The sequence below is a fragment of the Rhodobacter capsulatus genome, assembly GCF_052363185.1.
In the GTDB taxonomy this organism is placed as follows: domain Bacteria; phylum Pseudomonadota; class Alphaproteobacteria; order Rhodobacterales; family Rhodobacteraceae; genus Rhodobacter; species Rhodobacter capsulatus_E.
Genome location: NZ_CP198955.1, coordinates 1,834,556 through 1,852,304, shown reverse-complemented (window position 1 = coordinate 1,852,304; position 17,749 = coordinate 1,834,556). Strand labels below are relative to the sequence as shown.

Annotated in this window: 16 protein-coding genes, 1 tRNA gene and 2 pseudogenes; 9 read left to right on the top strand and 10 right to left on the bottom strand. The window is 64.7% G+C overall.

What is annotated here, in order from left to right; all coding sequences use genetic code 11:
- The first annotated feature begins 340 nt into the window (after positions 1–340).
- The gene (ppk2, locus tag ACTTAG_RS09155) at positions 341–1,261 is read left to right on the top strand and encodes a polyphosphate kinase 2 (RefSeq protein ID WP_444465174.1); all 921 of its coding nucleotides are present in this window, start codon (positions 341–343) and stop codon (positions 1,259–1,261) included.
- Positions 1,254–1,871 carry a TetR/AcrR family transcriptional regulator gene (locus ACTTAG_RS09150; RefSeq protein ID WP_444465173.1) on the top strand — a complete coding sequence of 206 codons (618 nt, stop codon included), beginning with the start codon at positions 1,254–1,256 and terminating at the stop codon, positions 1,869–1,871. The genes ppk2 and ACTTAG_RS09150 overlap by 8 nt, the downstream gene beginning before the upstream one ends.
- 40 nt (positions 1,872–1,911) lie before the next feature.
- Here ACTTAG_RS09150 and ACTTAG_RS09145 read toward each other — a convergent pair whose 3' ends face one another.
- Both ACTTAG_RS09145 and ACTTAG_RS09140 read right to left on the bottom strand, forming a co-directional pair.
- The gene (locus ACTTAG_RS09145) at positions 1,912–2,493 is read right to left on the bottom strand and encodes a LysE family translocator (protein ID WP_444465172.1); all 582 of its coding nucleotides are present in this window, start codon (positions 2,491–2,493) and stop codon (positions 1,912–1,914) included.
- Between the two features lies 1 nt (position 2,494).
- Positions 2,495–2,941: an Lrp/AsnC family transcriptional regulator gene (locus tag ACTTAG_RS09140; protein ID WP_444465171.1), complete on the bottom strand. Its 447-nt coding sequence runs from the start codon at positions 2,939–2,941 to the stop codon at positions 2,495–2,497.
- 282 nt (positions 2,942–3,223) lie between these two features.
- Here ACTTAG_RS09140 and ACTTAG_RS09135 point away from each other — a divergent pair.
- Positions 3,224–3,313: transfer RNA gene (locus ACTTAG_RS09135), tRNA-Ser, on the top strand.
- A 137-nt stretch (positions 3,314–3,450) separates the two neighbouring features.
- Entirely contained in the window at positions 3,451–4,743 is a 1,293-nt protein-coding gene (locus tag ACTTAG_RS09130) for a tyrosine-type recombinase/integrase (RefSeq protein WP_444465170.1), read from the top strand.
- Here ACTTAG_RS09130 and ACTTAG_RS09125 read toward each other — a convergent pair.
- Positions 4,725–4,913: a hypothetical protein gene (locus ACTTAG_RS09125; RefSeq protein WP_444465169.1), complete on the bottom strand. Its 189-nt coding sequence runs from the start codon at positions 4,911–4,913 to the stop codon at positions 4,725–4,727. The genes ACTTAG_RS09130 and ACTTAG_RS09125 overlap by 19 nt on opposite strands.
- A 143-nt stretch (positions 4,914–5,056) precedes the next feature.
- Complete coding sequence (locus ACTTAG_RS09120) at positions 5,057–5,476, bottom strand: hypothetical protein (protein WP_444465168.1); 420 nt, start codon at positions 5,474–5,476, stop codon at positions 5,057–5,059.
- A 344-nt stretch (positions 5,477–5,820) separates the two neighbouring features.
- Between ACTTAG_RS09120 and ACTTAG_RS09115 the strand changes: the two genes are divergently transcribed.
- Both ACTTAG_RS09115 and tnpB read left to right on the top strand, forming a co-directional pair.
- Positions 5,821–6,195: a transposase gene (locus ACTTAG_RS09115; protein WP_444465167.1), complete on the top strand. Its 375-nt coding sequence runs from the start codon at positions 5,821–5,823 to the stop codon at positions 6,193–6,195.
- Positions 6,192–6,476 (top strand): annotated as a pseudogene (tnpB, locus tag ACTTAG_RS09110) (IS66 family insertion sequence element accessory protein TnpB); the annotation flags it as partial. The gene ACTTAG_RS09115 and the pseudogene tnpB, both read left to right, overlap by 4 nt.
- A gap of 57 nt (positions 6,477–6,533) precedes the next feature.
- Here tnpB and ACTTAG_RS09105 read toward each other — a convergent pair.
- A complete protein-coding gene (locus ACTTAG_RS09105) occupies positions 6,534–7,466 on the bottom strand; it encodes an IS110 family transposase (protein ID WP_444465166.1) in 933 nt (310 codons plus the stop codon).
- 289 nt (positions 7,467–7,755) lie between these two features.
- Between ACTTAG_RS09105 and tnpC the strand changes: the two are divergent.
- Positions 7,756–9,464 (top strand): annotated as a pseudogene (gene tnpC, locus ACTTAG_RS09100) (IS66 family transposase).
- Here tnpC and ACTTAG_RS09095 read toward each other — a convergent pair.
- Positions 9,451–10,383, bottom strand: a complete 933-nt coding sequence (locus tag ACTTAG_RS09095) for a hypothetical protein (RefSeq protein WP_444465165.1) — start codon at positions 10,381–10,383, stop codon at positions 9,451–9,453. The pseudogene tnpC and the gene ACTTAG_RS09095 overlap by 14 nt on opposite strands.
- 72 nt (positions 10,384–10,455) lie before the next feature.
- Positions 10,456–10,776 (bottom strand): gene transfer agent family protein, encoded by a 321-nt coding sequence (locus ACTTAG_RS09090; protein ID WP_444465164.1) that lies wholly within the window; start codon positions 10,774–10,776, stop codon positions 10,456–10,458.
- Between ACTTAG_RS09090 and ACTTAG_RS09085 the strand changes: the two genes are divergently transcribed.
- Both ACTTAG_RS09085 and ACTTAG_RS09080 read left to right on the top strand, forming a co-directional pair.
- Positions 10,775–11,836: a hypothetical protein gene (locus ACTTAG_RS09085; protein ID WP_444465163.1), complete on the top strand. Its 1,062-nt coding sequence runs from the start codon at positions 10,775–10,777 to the stop codon at positions 11,834–11,836. The two genes, ACTTAG_RS09090 and ACTTAG_RS09085, sit on opposite strands and share 2 nt — an antisense overlap.
- A complete protein-coding gene (locus ACTTAG_RS09080) occupies positions 11,719–12,561 on the top strand; it encodes a recombinase family protein (protein WP_444465224.1) in 843 nt (280 codons plus the stop codon). The genes ACTTAG_RS09085 and ACTTAG_RS09080 overlap by 118 nt, the downstream gene beginning before the upstream one ends.
- 102 nt (positions 12,562–12,663) lie before the next feature.
- On the opposite strand, the gene ACTTAG_RS09075 is transcribed toward ACTTAG_RS09080, so the two are convergent.
- From ACTTAG_RS09075 to glgA, 3 genes are read right to left on the bottom strand one after another with little or no spacing between them, the layout of a single operon-like run.
- Positions 12,664–14,289, bottom strand: a complete 1,626-nt coding sequence (locus ACTTAG_RS09075; RefSeq protein ID WP_444465162.1) for an alpha-D-glucose phosphate-specific phosphoglucomutase — start codon at positions 14,287–14,289, stop codon at positions 12,664–12,666.
- Positions 14,286–16,310 carry a glycogen debranching protein GlgX gene (glgX, locus tag ACTTAG_RS09070; RefSeq protein ID WP_444465223.1) on the bottom strand — a complete coding sequence of 675 codons (2,025 nt, stop codon included), beginning with the start codon at positions 16,308–16,310 and terminating at the stop codon, positions 14,286–14,288. The genes ACTTAG_RS09075 and glgX overlap by 4 nt, the downstream gene beginning before the upstream one ends.
- A complete protein-coding gene (gene glgA, locus ACTTAG_RS09065) occupies positions 16,307–17,740 on the bottom strand; it encodes a glycogen synthase GlgA (RefSeq protein WP_444465161.1) in 1,434 nt (477 codons plus the stop codon). The genes glgX and glgA overlap by 4 nt, the downstream gene beginning before the upstream one ends.
- Positions 17,741–17,749: the final 9 nt, after the last annotated feature.

Below are 17,749 nucleotides of genomic sequence, written 5' to 3'. Positions count from 1 at the left end.
TGCCAACAATCCCGCCGCGGCGGGGTTTCCGAACCGGCATCAATCTTCGGCCTGCCCCGGAACAATCACCGCCGCCGCATTGTTCCGTCTTTGCGACCAAAGCGAACGAAACGGTCGTTTTGTTCGTCATCACGTTCCGGCCGCACCGAATCACATTTTGTTAACCAGAACCGGAAGATGGCCGCCACGCCCCGAAGAACGGGCGCGGAGGGGCGGGACAGATCGTCGCCCCCTGCGCAAGTTTGCGACCCGCCCGCGCCGCCGGCCTGCCCCTTTGCCAGCCCCCTCGGCTGGGCTATAGTGAAGCGCATTCACATGGGCGGCACATCGGCAGGGGCATATGGGCAAGGACAGCGGACAGAAGACGGCGGGCAATCCTCCCCTGGCCCTGCCGGAGATTCCCTTTGTCGGCGATATCACCCGCTTCCTGCGCGAAGAGGCCCCCGAAGAGCTGCGCAAGGCGATCGAGACCGCCCGGCCCGACGAAATCCTGTCATCCTCGTTTCCCTATCGCCGCGCGATGGCGAAAAAGGACTACGAGGCGCAGATGCAGGCGCTGCAGGTCGAACTGGTGAAGATGAGCTGGGGGCTGAAACAGGATGGGCGACGGCTTGTCGTGCTGTTCGAGGGCCGCGACGCCGCGGGCAAGGGCGGCACGATCGAGCGGCTGCGCGAGAACCTGAACCCGCGTCAGGCCACGATCGTCGCCCTGCCCACCCCCACCGAGCGCCAGCAGGGCCAGTGGTATTTCCAGCGGTATGTGGAACGGCTGCCCGCGGCGGGGGAAATCGCGCTGTTCGACCGCTCGTGGTACAACCGCGGCGTGGTCGAACAGGTCTTCGGCTTTTGCACCCCCGAACAGCGCACGCATTTCTTTGCCCAGCTGCCCGGCTTCGAAAAGATGCTGGTCGAGGAGGGGATCGTTCTGGTCAAGCTCTGGCTGTCGGTCGACCGCGCCGAGCAGCTCAAGCGCTTTCTGGATCGCGAACAGGACCCGCTGAAGCAATGGAAGCTGAGCTGGATCGACGTCGAGGGGCTGAAGAAATGGGAGGCCTATACGGTTGCCATTGCGGAAACGCTGCGCCGGTCGGATACCGCCCATGCGCCCTGGACGGTGATCCGCTCCGATGACAAATACCGCGCCCGGATCGCCGCGGTGCAGACGGTGCTGGGCGCGCTCGACTATCCGGGCAAGGACCGGGCGGTGATCGGCACACCCGATCCGCAGATCTGTGGCGGCATCGGCCTGATTGATGGGTAAGCAGGGCTATCACCACGGCAACCTCCGCCAGGCATTGGTCGAGGCGGCGCTGGCGCTGATTGCCGCGCGCGGCGCGCAGGGCTTCACCCTGTCCGAAGCCGCCAAGGAAGCGGGCGTGACCCCCGCCGCGGTCTATCGCCACTTTGCCGGGCGCGAGGATCTGATCGCCGAATGCGCGCGCCAGGGCTATGCGATCTTCGCCGATCTGATGGAACATGCCTGGAACGGCGGCAAACCCACGGCGCTTTCGGCCTTTGGCGCGACGGGGCGGGCCTATCTGGCCTTCGCGCGGAAATTTCCCGGCCATTACATGGCGATGTTCGAAAGCGGGCTCAGCCCCAACCGCTCGCCGGATCTGGCGGCAGGCATGGCGCGGGCCGAGGCGGTGGCGCTGAAGGCCACACAGGCGCTCTCGGCCCATATCCCCGAGGGGCGCCGCCCGCCGCCCTCGATGGTGGCGGCGCATGTGCGCGCGCTTTCGCATGGGGTCGTCGAGCTTTACGCCCGCGCCGCGCCCGGCACGCAATCGCCCTTCTCGCCCGAGGATCTGCTGGAAAGCGGCATCGGCGTCTATCTGCGCGGGCTTGGCCTGATCGCCCCCGACAGTTAGAAGATCGACGCGAAAGCCCAAAGGCCGAAGCCCGCCATCGTCAGGCTGGAGACCCGCGCCGTCCAAAGCGCGAAGGCAGGCGGCAACCGGTGATGGAGCGCCGCGACCAGGCCCGAGAGGAACGCCCACCAGCCGATCGAGCCGAGGAAAACGCCCGCGACAAGCGCCACGATGGCCAGGGGTCGATCCGGTCTGCGCCAGCCCCAGCCCGGCAAAGATCGCCGCGAACAAAAGGATCGTCGGCGGGTTGGTGATCGTCAGCCCATAGGTGACAAGGGTGGTGCGCCACAGCCCGCGCGCCTTCGGGGATCTGCGCCGGGCTGGGCTCGCCCGCCTGCCCGCGCGGCCAGCCGTTCCAGGCGAGCCACATCAGGAAGGCCCCGCCGATCAGCCCCAGCGGCACCGCGATCCGCTCGACCAGATCCTTGAAGACGGCAAAGCCCACCGCCGCGCCGGTGGCAAAGGTCAGATCGGCCAAGGCCGTGCCCAAGCCCCCCGCGACCCCCGCCCAGAAACCGCGCGCCAGCGTGCGCTGGATGCACAAAGCCCCCATCGGCCCGATCGGCGCGGCAATCGCCAGCCCGATGAACAGCCCTTTTCCGAACAGCACCAGCGCGTCCATTCTATCTCCTGTAACGAAACGGCGGCTCGACCACGGTCGACAGCGCCAGCATGGTTTCGGTCCGCGCGATCCAGCCCGCCCGTTTCAGCGCGCCCAGAAAATCCTCGACCGCGACAAGCGAGGCGACGCGGATCTGCACCAGATAGGACCAGCCGCCGGTGACATGATGGCAGGCGGTGACGGCGGTATTGTCCGCGATGGCGGCGCGAAAGGCGGCCTCGTCGATGCCCTCGGCCAGCGCGATCCAGACAAAGGCGGCCACGGGCAGGCCCACCGCCTCGGGCGCCACATCGGCGCTGAAGCGGCGCAGCACCCCACGCTCGAACAGACGGCGCAGCCGGTCATTGACCGCCGAAGTGGACAGCCCGACCGCCGCGCCCAGCTGCGCCATCGACTGCCGGGCATCCTCGCCCAGCAAGGTGCAAATCTTTCTGTCGATCTCATCCATGATGCAGATCTATCCGCCTTGACATCTCATTTGCCGGATAATGTCCGAATTTCATCTGACCTCAATGGACAAAATTCACCCCCCGGATGCGATCCGCCCTGCCCGGGTCTGGCGCTGTTTGCGCCGGATGGCATCCGATTTCGGCCCTCTGCGCCAGCGCCGCCCCGCCCCTCGCCAAGGCCGGACAAAGTCCCCGAAGAAAAAGTTTGCCCGGGACGAAAAAACCGGTTGCAGCCCTCCGAGGTGCAAGGTAAACCCCCGCCTCACGACGACCCCTGATGCGGAGAGGTGGCAGAGTGGTCGATTGCGGCGGTCTCGAAAACCGTTGACCCTGCAAGGGGTCCGAGGGTTCGAATCCCTCCCTCTCCGCCATTCACAATGTTTTGATGTTAGCCAAGCCCTTGATCTTCAAGGGCTTTTCTATTTTCACCCCATGCAGGCGCCCACCTCTGCTATACATTTTGCATTACATTTTGTGATACACTCGCCCGAAGCACCGGGGGCAAAGCATGGCAATCAAAACGCGCGACGGTTCAGTAAAAGAAACGCTTCACCTCTACCGGCGCGTTCCGAAACGCTATGCCTCGGTTGAACCGCGCACGTTCGTCTGGATAAGTCTGCACACGGATTCCCCCTCGGTCGCCAAGACGAAAGAGGCCGCGACTTGGGAACAGATGGTTGCAGCTTGGGAAGCCAAGCTCGCCGGTGACAGCACCGATGCCCAGGAACGCTTCGCCGCGGCCCGTGACCTCGCCGAAGCACGCGGCTTTCGCTACATGCGCGCCGAACAAGTTGCGAAGCTGCCGCTCGCAGAGCTGCGCGACAGATTCGCCGCCGTTACCGGCTTCAAGGATAGCCCCGAAACACCCGACATGCGCGAGGCCGCCGCCCTGCTTGGCGCAGAGAAGGCCCCGCCCCTTTCCGTCAGCGCCGCGCTGGAACTCTATTGGACGCTCGCCAAGGACAAGACCTTGGGCAAGTCCGAAGATCAGCTTCGGCGCTGGAAAAACCCGCGCGTGAAAGCCGTGAAGAACTTCATTGCCGTGGTCGGCGACAAGGCGATTCACGACATTACCGGCGACGACATGCTCGACTTCCGCAACTGGTGGATGGAACGGCTCGAAGAGGAAGATCTGACAGCGAACAGCGCAAACAAGGATCTGATCCACCTTGGCGACGTGCTGAAGACCGTGAACCGGATGAAGCGGCTCGGTCTGGTGCTGCCGCTTTCGGACCTGTCCTTCAAGGAAGGCGATGCGAAGAAACGTCCGCCCTTCTCGGTGAAGTGGATCAAGGAAAAGCTTCTCGCGCCGGGCGCTCTGGACGGGCTGAACCCCGAGGCACGGGCAATCCTGATTGCGATGGTGAACACCGGATGCCGTCCTTCCGAGCTGGCGGCCCTGACGGTGAACACGATCAAGCTCAATCACAATGTCCCGCACATTTCGATTGAGCCCGAAGGTCGACAGGTGAAGACGAAACACGCCCGGCGCATTGTTCCCTTGCTGGGCGTGTCGCTGGAGGCCCTGCGGGCCTTTCCCGAGGGGTTTCCGCGCTACCGCGACAGCAGTGCCAGCCTGTCCGCGACCATCAACAAGTTCCTGCGTGAAAACGGCCTGATGCAAAGCGACGATCACCCCCTTTATTCGCTGCGCCACTCATTCGAAGACCGGATGCTTGCGGCGGGCATTGATGACCGGATCAGACGCGACATTCTCGGCCATCGCTTGTCGCGCGAGCGTTACGGCGACGGGGCTACGCTTGAACACATGCAGCAGCTTCTTCAGGCTACCGCTCTGTGACACGCCGCGATGGCGCGGGCACGGCTGATTGCATCATCCTTCGCCTGATGGGCGGCCAGCTCCAGCTCGATGCGCTCGAAAAGCGGCAGATAGACAGGATCAGCCACCACGAGCGCGGCGGCCATTCTGTGCATCTTCTGAAGTTCGGACAGATTGACAGGTTCAGGCATGAGGTCTCTCGCGGAGGTTACCTTCATTCTATAGGCCCGCCGGGCGAATCTGTTTGGCGGGAAAGGAAAACGCGGCGTGAAACGGGCGAGGTTTTCACCTCGCCCGGCTCTATCGTTCTTGATGGCGCAGCGGCCGCTTCGTGTCAGAGGAACTTGACCACATCGGAGGGGGGCGCATCGCTCAGGGCGCCGGTCTGTTCGAACCGGTCTTTGCGCTGTTTGATCTCGGCGTCCAGTTCGGCGGCATACCGTTTCATTTCGGCGTCCAGCGCGGCGGCACGCCGTTTATTCAGAGCCTCCTGCTCAGCGGCATACCATTTGTTCACGGCATCCTGTTCGGCGGCATACCGTTTCATTTCGGCGTCGATGGCGGCGAGACGTTCGGCTTCGATGGCGAGACATTCGTTTTCGATGGCGAGAAGTTCGGCTTTGATGGCGAGAAGTTCGGCGTCGATGGTAACGAGAAGTTCGGCGTCGATGATAGCGAGAAGTTCGGCGATCGTCGCTTGGGGGGCGCAGTTTTCGTTGGCCGCGAGTGCGGCATTGGTGCTATGAGTATTCACAGCAGCCTCCTCTTTTATGTCTGCTACACGGCAAGGGCGGTGGCGTCTGGTAAATAAATACCGCTCTTGTCGTTACTGAACCGGGCGCAGTTTACGGTTCAGCCGGTCACCTTCCACTGGGGAAAGGTCAGTCGAACCTGCTTATCAAGCTGTTCGAGCATCTTGTTCAGGCGCGCGGCGTCTTTCAGCGCGGCTCTTTTCGTTTCGGGGTCTGACAGATCGGACGCTTCGATCTCGGCGAGGCGCGCTTTGATCGTAAGCCTGCGGCGAGGGCCGTCTTTGAGTGACGCGGGTGCGGGGTTAGTGGACCGTCTATATTGAGCTCTTTATGGACGGTGCATGACATGCTGGAAATTCTGGACGTGACGAACACGGGGCGTCGCCGTCGGTTCAGCCTCGCGGAGAAGATCCGAATAGTCGAAGAGAGCCTTTCCGGCCCGAAGCTCGCGCGGGCGACGGCGCGCCGGTATGGTATTGCGTTGTCGGGCCTGTACCAGTGGCGACGGCAGTATCAGCGTGGCGAGTTGGGCGGGGGAGCTTCCCGCGTTTCGAGCCGTCGAGCTGTTTCCGGAGGGGGGATTGCCGCCGCGGTTTCCGCAGCCGCGGTCACGTCGGGGCCGATCGAGATCGCCCTTTCGAATGGGCGGCGGGTGATCGTGCCGGCGGATGTCGATGCCGGGGTGCTGACGCGGTTCGTGCAGATCCTGGAGCGGGCATGATCGCCTTTCCGGCGGGAACGCGGGTCTGGATCGCTGGCGGCGTCACCGACATGCGGTGCGGCATGAACAGCCTCGCGCTGAAGGTGCAGCAGGGTCTCGGCCGCGATCCGCACAGTGGCGAGATCTTCTGCTTTCGCGGGCGCAAGGCCGACATGGTGAAGCTCTTGTGGTTCGACGGGATCGGCGTTTCGCTTTACGCCAAGCGCCTTGAGGCGGGGAAATTCGTCTGGCCGTCGAGCGCCACGGGCGAGGCCGTTGCGATATCGGCAGCTCAGCTCGGCTATCTTCTGGACGATGAGGAGGATCAGGAAACGGTCCGGGGGCAACTGTATTCCGCTTCATGTCCTCATTTGGAAGTCCGTCTCGGTCTTGATCATTGCGTTGAGGATGGTCAGGAGCTTGTGGGCTGTTGCCGTGAGCACGAGTTTGATGGGTTTTCCCGCGGCAGTCATTCGGGTCCGGAAGGCGCGGAAGATTTCGGCGTGGCGCGAAGCGTGCAGGGCCGCGATGTAGAGCATGCTGCGCACATTGGCCCTGCCGCCTCGAATGCAACGCCTGCCGCGCAGCTTGCCGCTGTCCTGCGCGATGGGGGCAAGACCCGCCAACGCCGCGATGCGTCTGCGACACAGCCTTCCGAGCTCCGGCAGCTCCGCGATCAGCGTTGCCGCCACGATGGGGCCGACACCGGGGACGCTTTGCATGCGACATGAGACCTCGGTCAGCTTCGGATCGCGGGCGATCAGCGCCATGATGCGGGCGTCGAAGTCGCGGATGTGCCGCCCGAGGATCGTGACCATGGCACGGATATCCGCCCTCGCCACCGGATCGGCCGTTTGGGCAAGGCGGGTCATCTCCTCCTTGCGCACCTCGACCAACTGCCTGCGGCGCGTTGCAAGCGCCTGTAATTGTGCGCGTATCTCGGGGGTGGCGGGCGTCCGGGGCGGCTGCATGCGACGTCCGAACTCCGCCAGCATGCGGGCATCCACACGATCCGTCTTGGCCAGAAGCCCCGAGGCGCGGGCGAAGTCGCGCGCTAGCCGGGGATTGAGACGCGAGAAGGGCACATCCGCCGCTTCCAGCGCCTCGCGCAACGCCCGGTCATAACCGCCCGTCGCCTCGAAGACGACCCAGAGCCCTTCGCGCTGCGCATAGCGAACGAAGGTGCGGATCGTCGAGGCGGCATTGTCGATCTGCGAGACTCCGCGCTGCGGGGGAAACACGTCGAGCCGATCCTTGGAAACGTCGACGCCGAGATAGAGTTGGTGCATCATGGTCCTTGTCCTGTTCTGCGGGGTCCTGGATCGGCCCCAAGCAACTGTTCAGGATGACATCGAAGATGCGGGCGGCTCCCAAGCCCCTGGACGGGGTCAAAAGCCACCAGGATTGTTCCGGGATGCCGCTCGCAGACCAAGTGATAAACGACTTTGCGTAGACAGGACCGTTTCCCCGACGAATGACTGGCGCAATCCGCGCTGGACACAGCGGCCGAAGAAGATGGGCTGAGGCAGCGGAAACGCCTGTATTTGTTGGCTTCCGTGGCCGTTCATGGTAAAAGCGGCCATGTCCGATCCCGTCTCAGACCTCGAGAAACTCCGTGCCGAGCTGGCGGCCACCAAGGCCGAGCTGGTGCAGGCGCGCGCGGTGGTTTCGACCTCCGAGGCGATGATCGCGGGCCTCAAGCTCGAGATCGCGCTGCTCAAACGCGAGCATTACGGTCCCAGCGCCGAACGCACGGCCCGGCTGATCGATCAGTTGGAATTGCAGCTCGAGGAGCTGGTGACCGACGCTGCCGAGGATGCGGCCCGGGCCGAAAAGACCACGAAGGTCGCGGCTTTCGACCGCAAGAAGCCGGTGCGCAAACCCTTCCCCGAGCATCTGCCGCGCGAGCGGGTGGTGATCGAAGCGCCGACCAGTTGCAGCTGCTGCGGCTCGGACCGCATCGTGAAGATGGGCGAGGATATCACCGAGACCCTCGATGGGCTCCGCCCGTTCTTGCCTCAAAGCGTCCACTGGACGCTTTGCCGCTGCGCGGACCGGCGCGAACTCCCGCGGCAGTGGAAGGTGATTCAGACCGTGCGCGAGAAGTTCACCTGCCGCGACTGCGAGAAGATCAGCCAGGCGCCGGCGCCGTTCCATCCGACGTCGCGCGGTTGGGCCGGGCCGAGCCTGCTGGCGATGATCGTGTTCGAAAAGTTCGGCCAGCATCAACCGTTGAACCGGCAGGCCGAGCGGTATGCCCGCGAGGGCGTCGACCTCAGCCTTTCCACCCTCGCCGATCAGGTCGGGGCCGTGGCCGAGCTGCTCAAGCCGCTCCATGATCTGATCGCGGCGCATGTCCTGGCGGCCGAACGCCTGCACGGCGATGACACCACCGTGCCGCTGCTGGCCCGCGGCGGCACGAAGACGGCGCGGCTCTGGACCTATCTGCGCGACGACCGCCCCTTCGGCGGCACCGCGCCGCCAGCGGTGATCTTCCGCTTCTCGCGCGATCGGGGCGGCGCGCATCCGACCGAGCATCTGAAAGGCTGGCAGGGCATCCTGCAAGGTGAGGAGGTTCGGAAAACAGTCCGGGGGGACTGTTTTCCCGACGAACGCCTATGCCGGCTACAACGACCTCTACCGCGGCGACCGCAAGCCGGGGCCGGTTCTCCCGGCTCTGTGTTGGAGCCACGCGCGGCGCAAGTTCTTTGAACTGGCCGATGTCGAAGGGAACATCCGCAAAGGCAAGGATGCCAAGGAAATCTCGCCAATCGCCTTCGAAGGCGGTGAAGCGCATCGATGCGCTGTTCGACATCGAGCGCGGGATCACCGGCCTCGACCCTGCCGTCCGTCTGGAGGCCCGCAAGGCGCGCTCGGCCCCGCTGGTCGCGGCCCTGGAGCGCTGGCTTCGGGCGCAACGCGCGCAGCTCTCGAAGCACGCCAAGGTCGCCAAGGCGATCGATTATTCTCTCTCGCCCGAACACTGGCCTGGCTTCACCCGGTTCCTTGACGATGGCCGGGTCTGCCTCACCAACAACGCGGCGGAACGCTCCCTGCGCGGGGTCGCCCTGGGCAGAAAATCCTGGCTCTTCGCCGGTTCCGAGCGCGGCGGGCAGCGCGCGGCCTTCATGTATTCCCTGATCGGCACCGCCAAGCTCAACGGGATCGACCCGCAGGCTTGGCTCGCCGACGTCATCGCAAGGATCTCGGACCTGCCGCTCTCGCGCCTGCCCGAATTGCTGCCGTGGCATTGGAAGCCGCTGGAAAAAGCCGAAATCAAGGCTGCCTGACCACGGCCGTCACCGGAGGAATACCTTTGATCTCGGTGCGCTTGTATTCACCGACTGCGGCAGCAAGAGACGACGCGGCTTCGATCAGGCTACCGACCATCATATCGGCGCGTCTCAGCGAGCCGTGCGAGAGGTCGGGGAAGATCTCATGTAGCATTTCTGGCGGAAACACGTCTTCGGAATAGGCTTCGGGACCGCTGTCATTCTCATACTCTGGCGCAGCAAGACCCATCTCGTCGAAGTAATACGAGAAGTCATAAGCGTGACCTTTCAGTTCATTCGACCACGCTTCGAAGAAAGGCCGGCGGAAAATGTCGCTCGCGGCGGTGGCGAGGTTCGCTTTGCCCTCGCGCTGCGCCGCCGTCAGAAGCTCGGCACGCTTGCGGGCGAAGTCCACCGCCTCGGCATAGCCCCGGCCCGCAGCGGCCGCGGTGACAAGCGCAGCGGCTTCGGCATCAAGGGCGGCTTTCTCGCGCTCCAGATCAGCGACGGCCTGCGCGAAGTCACTGGCATTGCGACCACCACCAGCACCGGCCCCTTGGCCAGATCCGACCACCGGGCCGGTTTCGCCCAGAAGCGGCGGCGGCTGTTTCGGCCGGGGCGAGGTCGTCAGCACATGGGGGCTGCTGCTCTCATAGCTGCCCGAACGGGCCTCGGCGATGGCCGCGCCGCGGGTGTCGTCCAGCGTTGCAGCCCCGCCCGGCAGCGCCGCCCGTGCTTCGGCCGCCTTCGTGCGCAGCGCCTCAAGCGCGCTCCAGAGCCCGCCCAGGCGTTCGATGACCTTGGTGAAGCGCGCGTCGTCGATCTCGCCAAGCGAGGCAAAGGCCCCTTGCGCCTTCTTGATCAGATCGCCCATCTGGCGTTCGAAGTCGGCGGCGCTGATCTCGCCCGCATCAAGCTTGCCGGTCAGCAGAGCCAAAAGGCCAGGCAATCCCGGTGATCTCGCCCGCCTCGGTCACGGCGAGCTGCGCCTTGATTTCGAGCCGGTCGGTCATGGCTTGACCTCCACACCGCTCCAGCGCGCATCCAGGATCGCGAAGGCGAGCGGGAAGACCTCGGCCAGCGGTCGGTTCTCGGCATAGGCAGCGCAAAGGTGCTTCGCCTCTTCGGGGGTCATCCCCGCGCCGATTAGGCCAAGGCGGATCACCTGCGCGAGAACCTGCACCGGGAAGGCCATGTTGACGAGCTGGGTATAAAGCGCGCCGGTGCCAAAGCCGGTCAGGCGCTCCAGCTCGGTCAGCATCGGGTCGGTCAGGGTGAAGGCGCGCTCGGCATCGCCAAAGAAGGCGCGCAGGGTGATGCGATCAGTCATGCGGGGCATCCTCGGGGGCAGGATCAGCCACCGGATCAACCGCAGGGGCGGCGCCGGTGGTGCCGTTGTGTCGGGCGATGCGCCGATCACCGTCAGCGCGGCGTTGCGCCTTTATTGGGAACTCGCGGCCGACCGCACGATGGGGATGAGCCCCGACCAGGAACGGCGTTGGCGCAATCCGCGTCTGAAAGCCATCCGCAACTTCTTGGACATCGTTGGCGACAAGCCCATCGCGGAGATCAGCGCCGACGATATGCTGGCGTTCCGGGCTTGGTGGCTCGACCGCATCCGAGAGCACGACCTGACCGCGAACTCGGCGAACAAGGACTTCACGCATTTCAACGACGTTCTGCGCACCGTGAATCGGATGAAGCGCCTCCGGCTCGACCTGCCGCTTGGCGAGATGGCGATCAAGGAGCGCGAGCGCGCCCGCCGTCCGGGCTTCTCGGAGGCGTGGATAAGGACGCGGCTGCTTGCGGCGGGGGCGCTGGACGGGCTGAATGAGGAGGCGCGGGTCATTCTGCTCACGATGATATCATCGAACAATGCTCGCTGGATGGTCGCGTCCGTCTGTTCGACCTCGCGAAGGTCTATCTGCCGACGGTGGACGACCATCACCGGCTGCTCGCAGACCTCAACCGGCTGGGCTACCCGACCGAAATCTGCTGATCGCGGCCGGGCGTCGCACGCCGCCTCGACCACGCCAGCACGGCGTGCCGAAATCCCCCCTGAAATCTGCCTCTGCCGTGCCCGAAAAATCAGGGGATCCCGTGCCGCCGGTCGCCCGTGCCGAAACGAACTGATTCCCGAACACCGGCTTCCCCAAAATCCAGATCGATGCGAGTCCAATGGGCACCCAATCAACGAAGGATATTCATGCCCCAGCGTGTCGCCATCTATGCACGAGTATCGACGGACAGATCGCAAACTGTCGAAACCCAACTGCGCCAACTCCGCGAGGTCGCAGCCCGGCTCGGCTGGTGCGTGGTCGCCGTCCATACCGACGAGGGCATCTCCGGCGCACACGGGCGCGACAAGCGGCCCGGTCTCGACGCGCTGATGAAGCAGGTGATGCGGCGCGAGATCGATATGGTCGCGGCGTGGTCGGTGGATCGGCTCGGGCGCTCGCTGCAACACCTCGTCGGTTTCCTCTCCGACCTTCAAGCCCGCAATGTCGGGCTCTATCTCCACGTTCAGGGGCTCGACACCACGACCCCGTCGGGGCGGGCGATGTATCAGATGCTGGGCGTCTTCGCCGAGTTCGAGCGGGAAATGATCCGCGAACGGGTGCTGGCGGGCATCGACCGCGCTCGGGCGCGGGGCAAGCGTCTGGGGCGTCCGCCCATCCCCGACACGCAGGCGCAAGCCGTGCGCGCCGCTCTGGCGCAGGGGATGGGCATCCGCGCCACCGCCCGTGCCACCGGCGCGGCCCTGACCACCGTCGCCCGCATCCGCAGAGCACTCGTCTCCCCCGCCGCCGACACCGAACCCGCCGACCCCGAGCCCGACCAAAGCACGCCCGACCGCGACCTGCTGCCCATTGCGCTGCCCATCACGCAGCCCAATTCCCCAAAAGGCACTTCAAAATATGACACCCGTCAAATCCACCACTCTCCCTCTCCGCCACACAGGCCCAGGTGTCGATTTTCCACTGAAATCAACGCCTTGCCGGACTGGTCCCTCGCTATCTGTCGGCCACGAACGGCGTTTTTGCGTCACCCTCATCCTGTCATTGCCGGAGTGCAGCAGGTGACGACGGTCATTTCCGAGAGGGATGGCGTGTGATCACAATCTGACTCGGCGATGGGCAGAGCTCTGCAGCCCCGTCCATCGGATGTGCGGTGATCGGCGCGGCCTCGGCCAAAGGCGGCGCCGATCCGATGGCGCTCAGGTGATCACGTCCGGTCCCTGGCGGCCCGTGCGCGCCTTGATGCCCACCAGTTCCTCGGTGGCCGCCATGATCGGCGCCAAAGCCTGTTGCGGCGCCTCGGTCAAACCCTCCGGGCCGGGCTCGTATCGCTCCAGATAGACCCGCAAGGTTGCGCCCTCGGTGCCCGTGCCCGACAGACGCAAGACGGCGCGAGAGCCCCCTTCGAACAGCAGACGGAACCCCTGATGCGCGGAAACCGAGCCGTCCACCGGGTCACAATAGCTGAACTCATCTGCACTTTGCACGACAAGCCCCTGAACCTGCATACCTTTCATGCTGTCCAGCCGGTCGCGCAGATCATCGAGCATCGCCGTTGCCACATCGGTCGGCAAGGCCTCGTAATCGTGGCGCGAATAGTAGTTCCGGCCGTAGGTCTCCCAATGATCGGCCATGATTTCGGCGACACCCATGCCGCGGGCGGCGATGATGTTGAGCCACATGAGCACCGCCCAGAGCCCGTCCTTCTCGCGCACATGATCCGAACCGGTGCCGAAGCTTTCTTCGCCGCACAGGCTGACCCGGCCGGCATCCATCAGATTGCCGAAGAACTTCCAGCCGGTCGGCGTCTCGTAACAGGGCAGGTTCAACGCCTTGGCCACCCGGTCAACCGCGGCAGAGGTCGGCATCGAGCGCGCCACCCCCTTCAGACCCTGCGCATAACCCGGCACAAGATGCGCATTGGCCGCGATCACCGCCAGGCTGTCCGAGGGCGACACATAGATGCCGCGACCGACGATCATGTTGCGGTCGCCATCCCCGTCCGAGGCCGCACCGAAATCGGGCGCCTGCGGCCCCATCATCTCGGCCATCAGCTCATGCGCCCAGGTCGGGTTCGGATCGGGATGCATGCCGCCGAAATCGGGCAAGGGCTGTTCATGCACCACCGTCCCCCTTGGCGCGCCCAGACGGTTCTCCAGGATCTCGACCGCATAGGGGCCGGTGATGGCGCACATGCTGTCCATGCGCATCGCGAAACCTTCGTGAAAAAGGCCGCGCAAGGCTTTGAAATCGAATATTTCCTCCATCATGTCGGCATAGGCGGCAACGGCGTCGACCACCTCCACCACCATGTCGCCCAGACGGCTTTCGCCCACCATCGTCAGATTGACATCCGGGGCATCGAGCTTCCGATAAGAATCGATCTGCCGCGTTCGCGCGAAGATCGATTCCGTCACCGCTTCGGGCGCGGGGCCGCCATTCGCCATGTTGTATTTCACCCCGAAATCCTCGTCGGGGCCGCCCGGATTGTGGCTGGCCGACAGGATGAGGCCGCCATCCGCCTTGCGGATCCGGATCAGGTTGGAGGCGGCCGGCGTCGAAAGCCAGGCACCCTGCCCCACGATCACCCGCGCCGCGCCCCCGGCCGCCGCCATCTTCAGGATCACCTGCGCCGCCTCGACCCCGAAATACCGGCCATCGCCGCCCAGAACGAGGGTCTTGCCGGTAACGCCGCCAATGGCGTCGAAGGTGCTTTGAACGAAATTCTCCAGATAGCCGGGCTGCAGGAAAACACGCGTCTTCTTGCGCAACCCGGATGTGCCGGGTTTTTGCCCGTCGAACGGGCGGGTCGGATGGGTGGTCATGAACGTTGCTCCTGCGGTGCAGTCGATCGGATGAAAAGTTGAACGGATTGCGCGGCGACGCAAGTCAGCGGCGCGGGAAAATCGGTCTCCGGATGCTCGGGATGGGCCGAGTCGACAAGAAGACGCCAGGGCCCTTCGGGAAGATGCACCTCTGTTGTCGCCCCCGCATTGAAAACCGCAAACATCGCCTCCTGCGCGGCCTGTCCCGGGGGCCCCTCGGCCGCGCCGCGGATCTCGGCGCAAAGGCAGCGCGACCGGGGGTCATGCCAGTCTTGCGACGACAATTCGGCCCCGGAGGGCAGCCGCCAGATCAGATCGCGGATCCCGTCCTGGGCCCGGGTCTTGGCATGCAGAAACCGGGTCTGGCGCAGAACCGGATGATCGCGGCGCAACCGCACCAGTCGCGCCACGAAATCCACAAGCGACATGTCGGCCCCCGGCCAGTCGATCCAGCCGATCGGATTGTCTTGCGCATAAGCGTTGTTGTTGCCTTCTTGCGAATTGCCGAACTCGTCCCCGGCCAGCAGCATCGGCACGCCTTGCGACACGAGCAGCGTCGCCAGCATCGCCCGCTTGCGGGCGGCCTTGCTGGCGGGGTCCGACAGGGCTTGCGAGAAATTTGCATTATGCCCGTCGCGGTTGTTTTCGCCATTCGCCTCGTTTCTTTTTTCATCATAAGAAACAAGATCATGCAAGGTGAAGCCATCATGCGCGGTCAGAAAGTTCACCGATGTCGTCGCCGCCCTGCCGCGGTGATCGAAGATCTCGGCAGAGCCTGCGATGCGACGCGCCAGCTCGGGGATCTGGCCCGTGTCGCCGCGCCAGAATTGCCGCAGGCCATCGCGAAAACGATCATTCCATTCGACGAAAGGATAGGGAAACGCCCCCAGCCGATAGCCGCCCGGACCGATGTCCCAGGGCTCTGCAATCAGCTTCACCGCATTCAGCACCGGGTCCTGACGGATCGCCGAGATCAACGAGGCCAGTTCCTTGAACTCGCCGGTCGAGGCCCGACCCAGCGTCGTCGCCAGATCGAAGCGGAAGCCGTCGACCCCCATTTCCTCGACCCAATGGCGCAGCGCATCGGTCACCAGACGCAACACCATCGGATGGGCCAGATTCAACGTATTGCCCGTTCCGGTGTCGTTCACATAGGATCGCCCGCCCTCGCACAACCGGTAATAGGAATTATTGTCAATTCCGCGCAGGCTGACGGTCGGGCCCGCCCCATCGCCCTCGCCAGCATGGTTGAAGACGACATCAAGGATCACCTCGATTCCGGCAGCATGCAGGGCCCGGACCATCGTGCGAAAACTCTCGCGGCTGCCATAGCGCGGTTCGGGTGCCATGAAGCCGATCGGCTGATAGCCCCAGTAGTTCCGCAAGCCTTTCTCGACCAGAAAACGATCGTCGATAAAGGCCGCGACAGGCAGCAATTCGAGCGCCGTCACCCCCAGACGTTTGAGATGGGCAATGATCGGCGGCGCAGCGACCGCCTCGTAACGACCGCGCAGGGCCGCCGGAATTTCGGGATGCTGCATGGTCAGCCCGCGCACATGGGCCTCATAGATAACCGTATGAGACCAAGACCTTGCGGGCCGTTCCCAATGTGGCTTGACGATCTCGCAAACGATGCCGCGCGCCGTTGCCGAAGCGGAATCGCGCCGATCCGGCCGCGTCGAGCCGACACCGCCCTGCATCTGCGGGGCCCAGACCAGCGGCGCGGTCAGCGCCCGCGCATAGGGATCGACCAGAAGCTTGGACGGGTTGAACCGATGGCCGATCTCGGGCGCCCAGGGGCCGTGGACCCGGTAGCCATATTCCGTCCCCGGTCGCAACCCGGGCACGAAACCGTGCCACACATCGCCCGCGCGCTCGGGCAGAGCCAGACGGGTTTCCCTGTCGCCCTCGAACAGACACAGCTCGACCTTTTCGGCATGAGCGGAAAACAGCGCGAAATTGACCCCTCCGCCAACCGAGATCGCCCCGAGGCTTTCCGCCCTGCCCGGCCCGATCCTCATTGCGCCAGCAACCGCTCGTAGAGCGCGGCATAGCGCGCCGCGGACGCGGTCCAGCCAAGATCGGATTTCATCGCCCGCTTCATCATCCCGGTCCAAGTCTTGCGATCCGCATGCAGATCGCACAGCCGCCGCATCGCCTGGCGCAGCGCCAGGGCATCAACCGGGTGGAAGACCACGCCGGTGGCCGCCTGCGCCGCAAGGCTGGCCGGGGTTGCTCCGATGACGGTATCGGCAAGGCCGCCAACCGCCGAAACCAGCGGCAGGCAGCCATACCGCAACCCATAAAGCTGGGTCAGACCGCAGGGCTCGAACCGCGAAGGCACCAGCACCGCGTCGCCCCCGGCAAACATCCGATGGCTCAGCCCCTCGTCATAGCCGATCTTCACCCCGACCCGGCCCGGGAAGCGCGCGGCCAGACCCCGCACCAGATCCTCGGCCCAAGCATCGCCAGAGCCGAGCACCGCAAGCGCCCCGTCCCGCGTCACAAGCTCTTCGACCGCGGCGGGCAGCAGGTCGATCCCCTTTTGCGCCGTCAGACGCGAAACAAGGATCACCAAGGGCCCGCCGATCTTTTTGTCCAGATCAAACTCGGCTTGCAAGGCCTTGCGATTCCTGGATTTCGCCGAAAGGCTTGCAGCAGAGAAGGGCTCGCAATCCGGATCGGTCCCGGGGTTCCAGACACCCTCGTCGATGCCGTTCAGGATACCGATAACCACCCCGGCCCGCGCCGCGATCACCCCTTCGAGACCCTGCCCATATTCCCCGCGCATCAGTTCCTCGGCATAGCGCGGGCTGACGGTGGTGATCGCATCGGCCGTCGTGAGCCCGGCCTTCAGGGTCGAGATATCGCCCCAGAACTCGTAGCCATCGCGGTGGAAGGCCTCGTGCGGCAGACGCAGCGCCCCGATCTTTTCCGCGCCCACCCGGCCCTGAAACGCCATGTTGTGAATGGTCACAAGACTGGGCAGGGACGCACCGGAATAGCGCAGATAGGCCGGGGCAAGGGCGCCCTGCCAGTCATGCGCATGCAGAACATCGGGATGCCAGTCACCCGCCCCCTCGCGCGCGACCGCCGCCGCGGCCCAGCACAGCGCGGCAAAGCGCTCGGCATTGTCGCCGAAATCGCCATGAAGGTCGGAATAGGGACCGCCCGCCCGGTCGTAAAGATGCGGCGCCTCGAGCGCCATCACCGTCATTGCGCCGACAGTGCCCAGATGCAGCCGCGCCGGGCCGCCAAACAGATCAGAATCGCTCCAGACCTCTGTCGTGCCCGCAAGCCGGTCCAGCACGCCGCGATAGGCGGGGATCATCACCCGCATGTCCCAGCCCTGCCCGATCAGGGCCTCGGGCAAAGCCCCGACCACATCGGCCAAACCGCCGGTCTTGACCAGCGGAACCGCCTCGGACGCAACGGAAAGAACGCGTTTCATCGCTGTCCC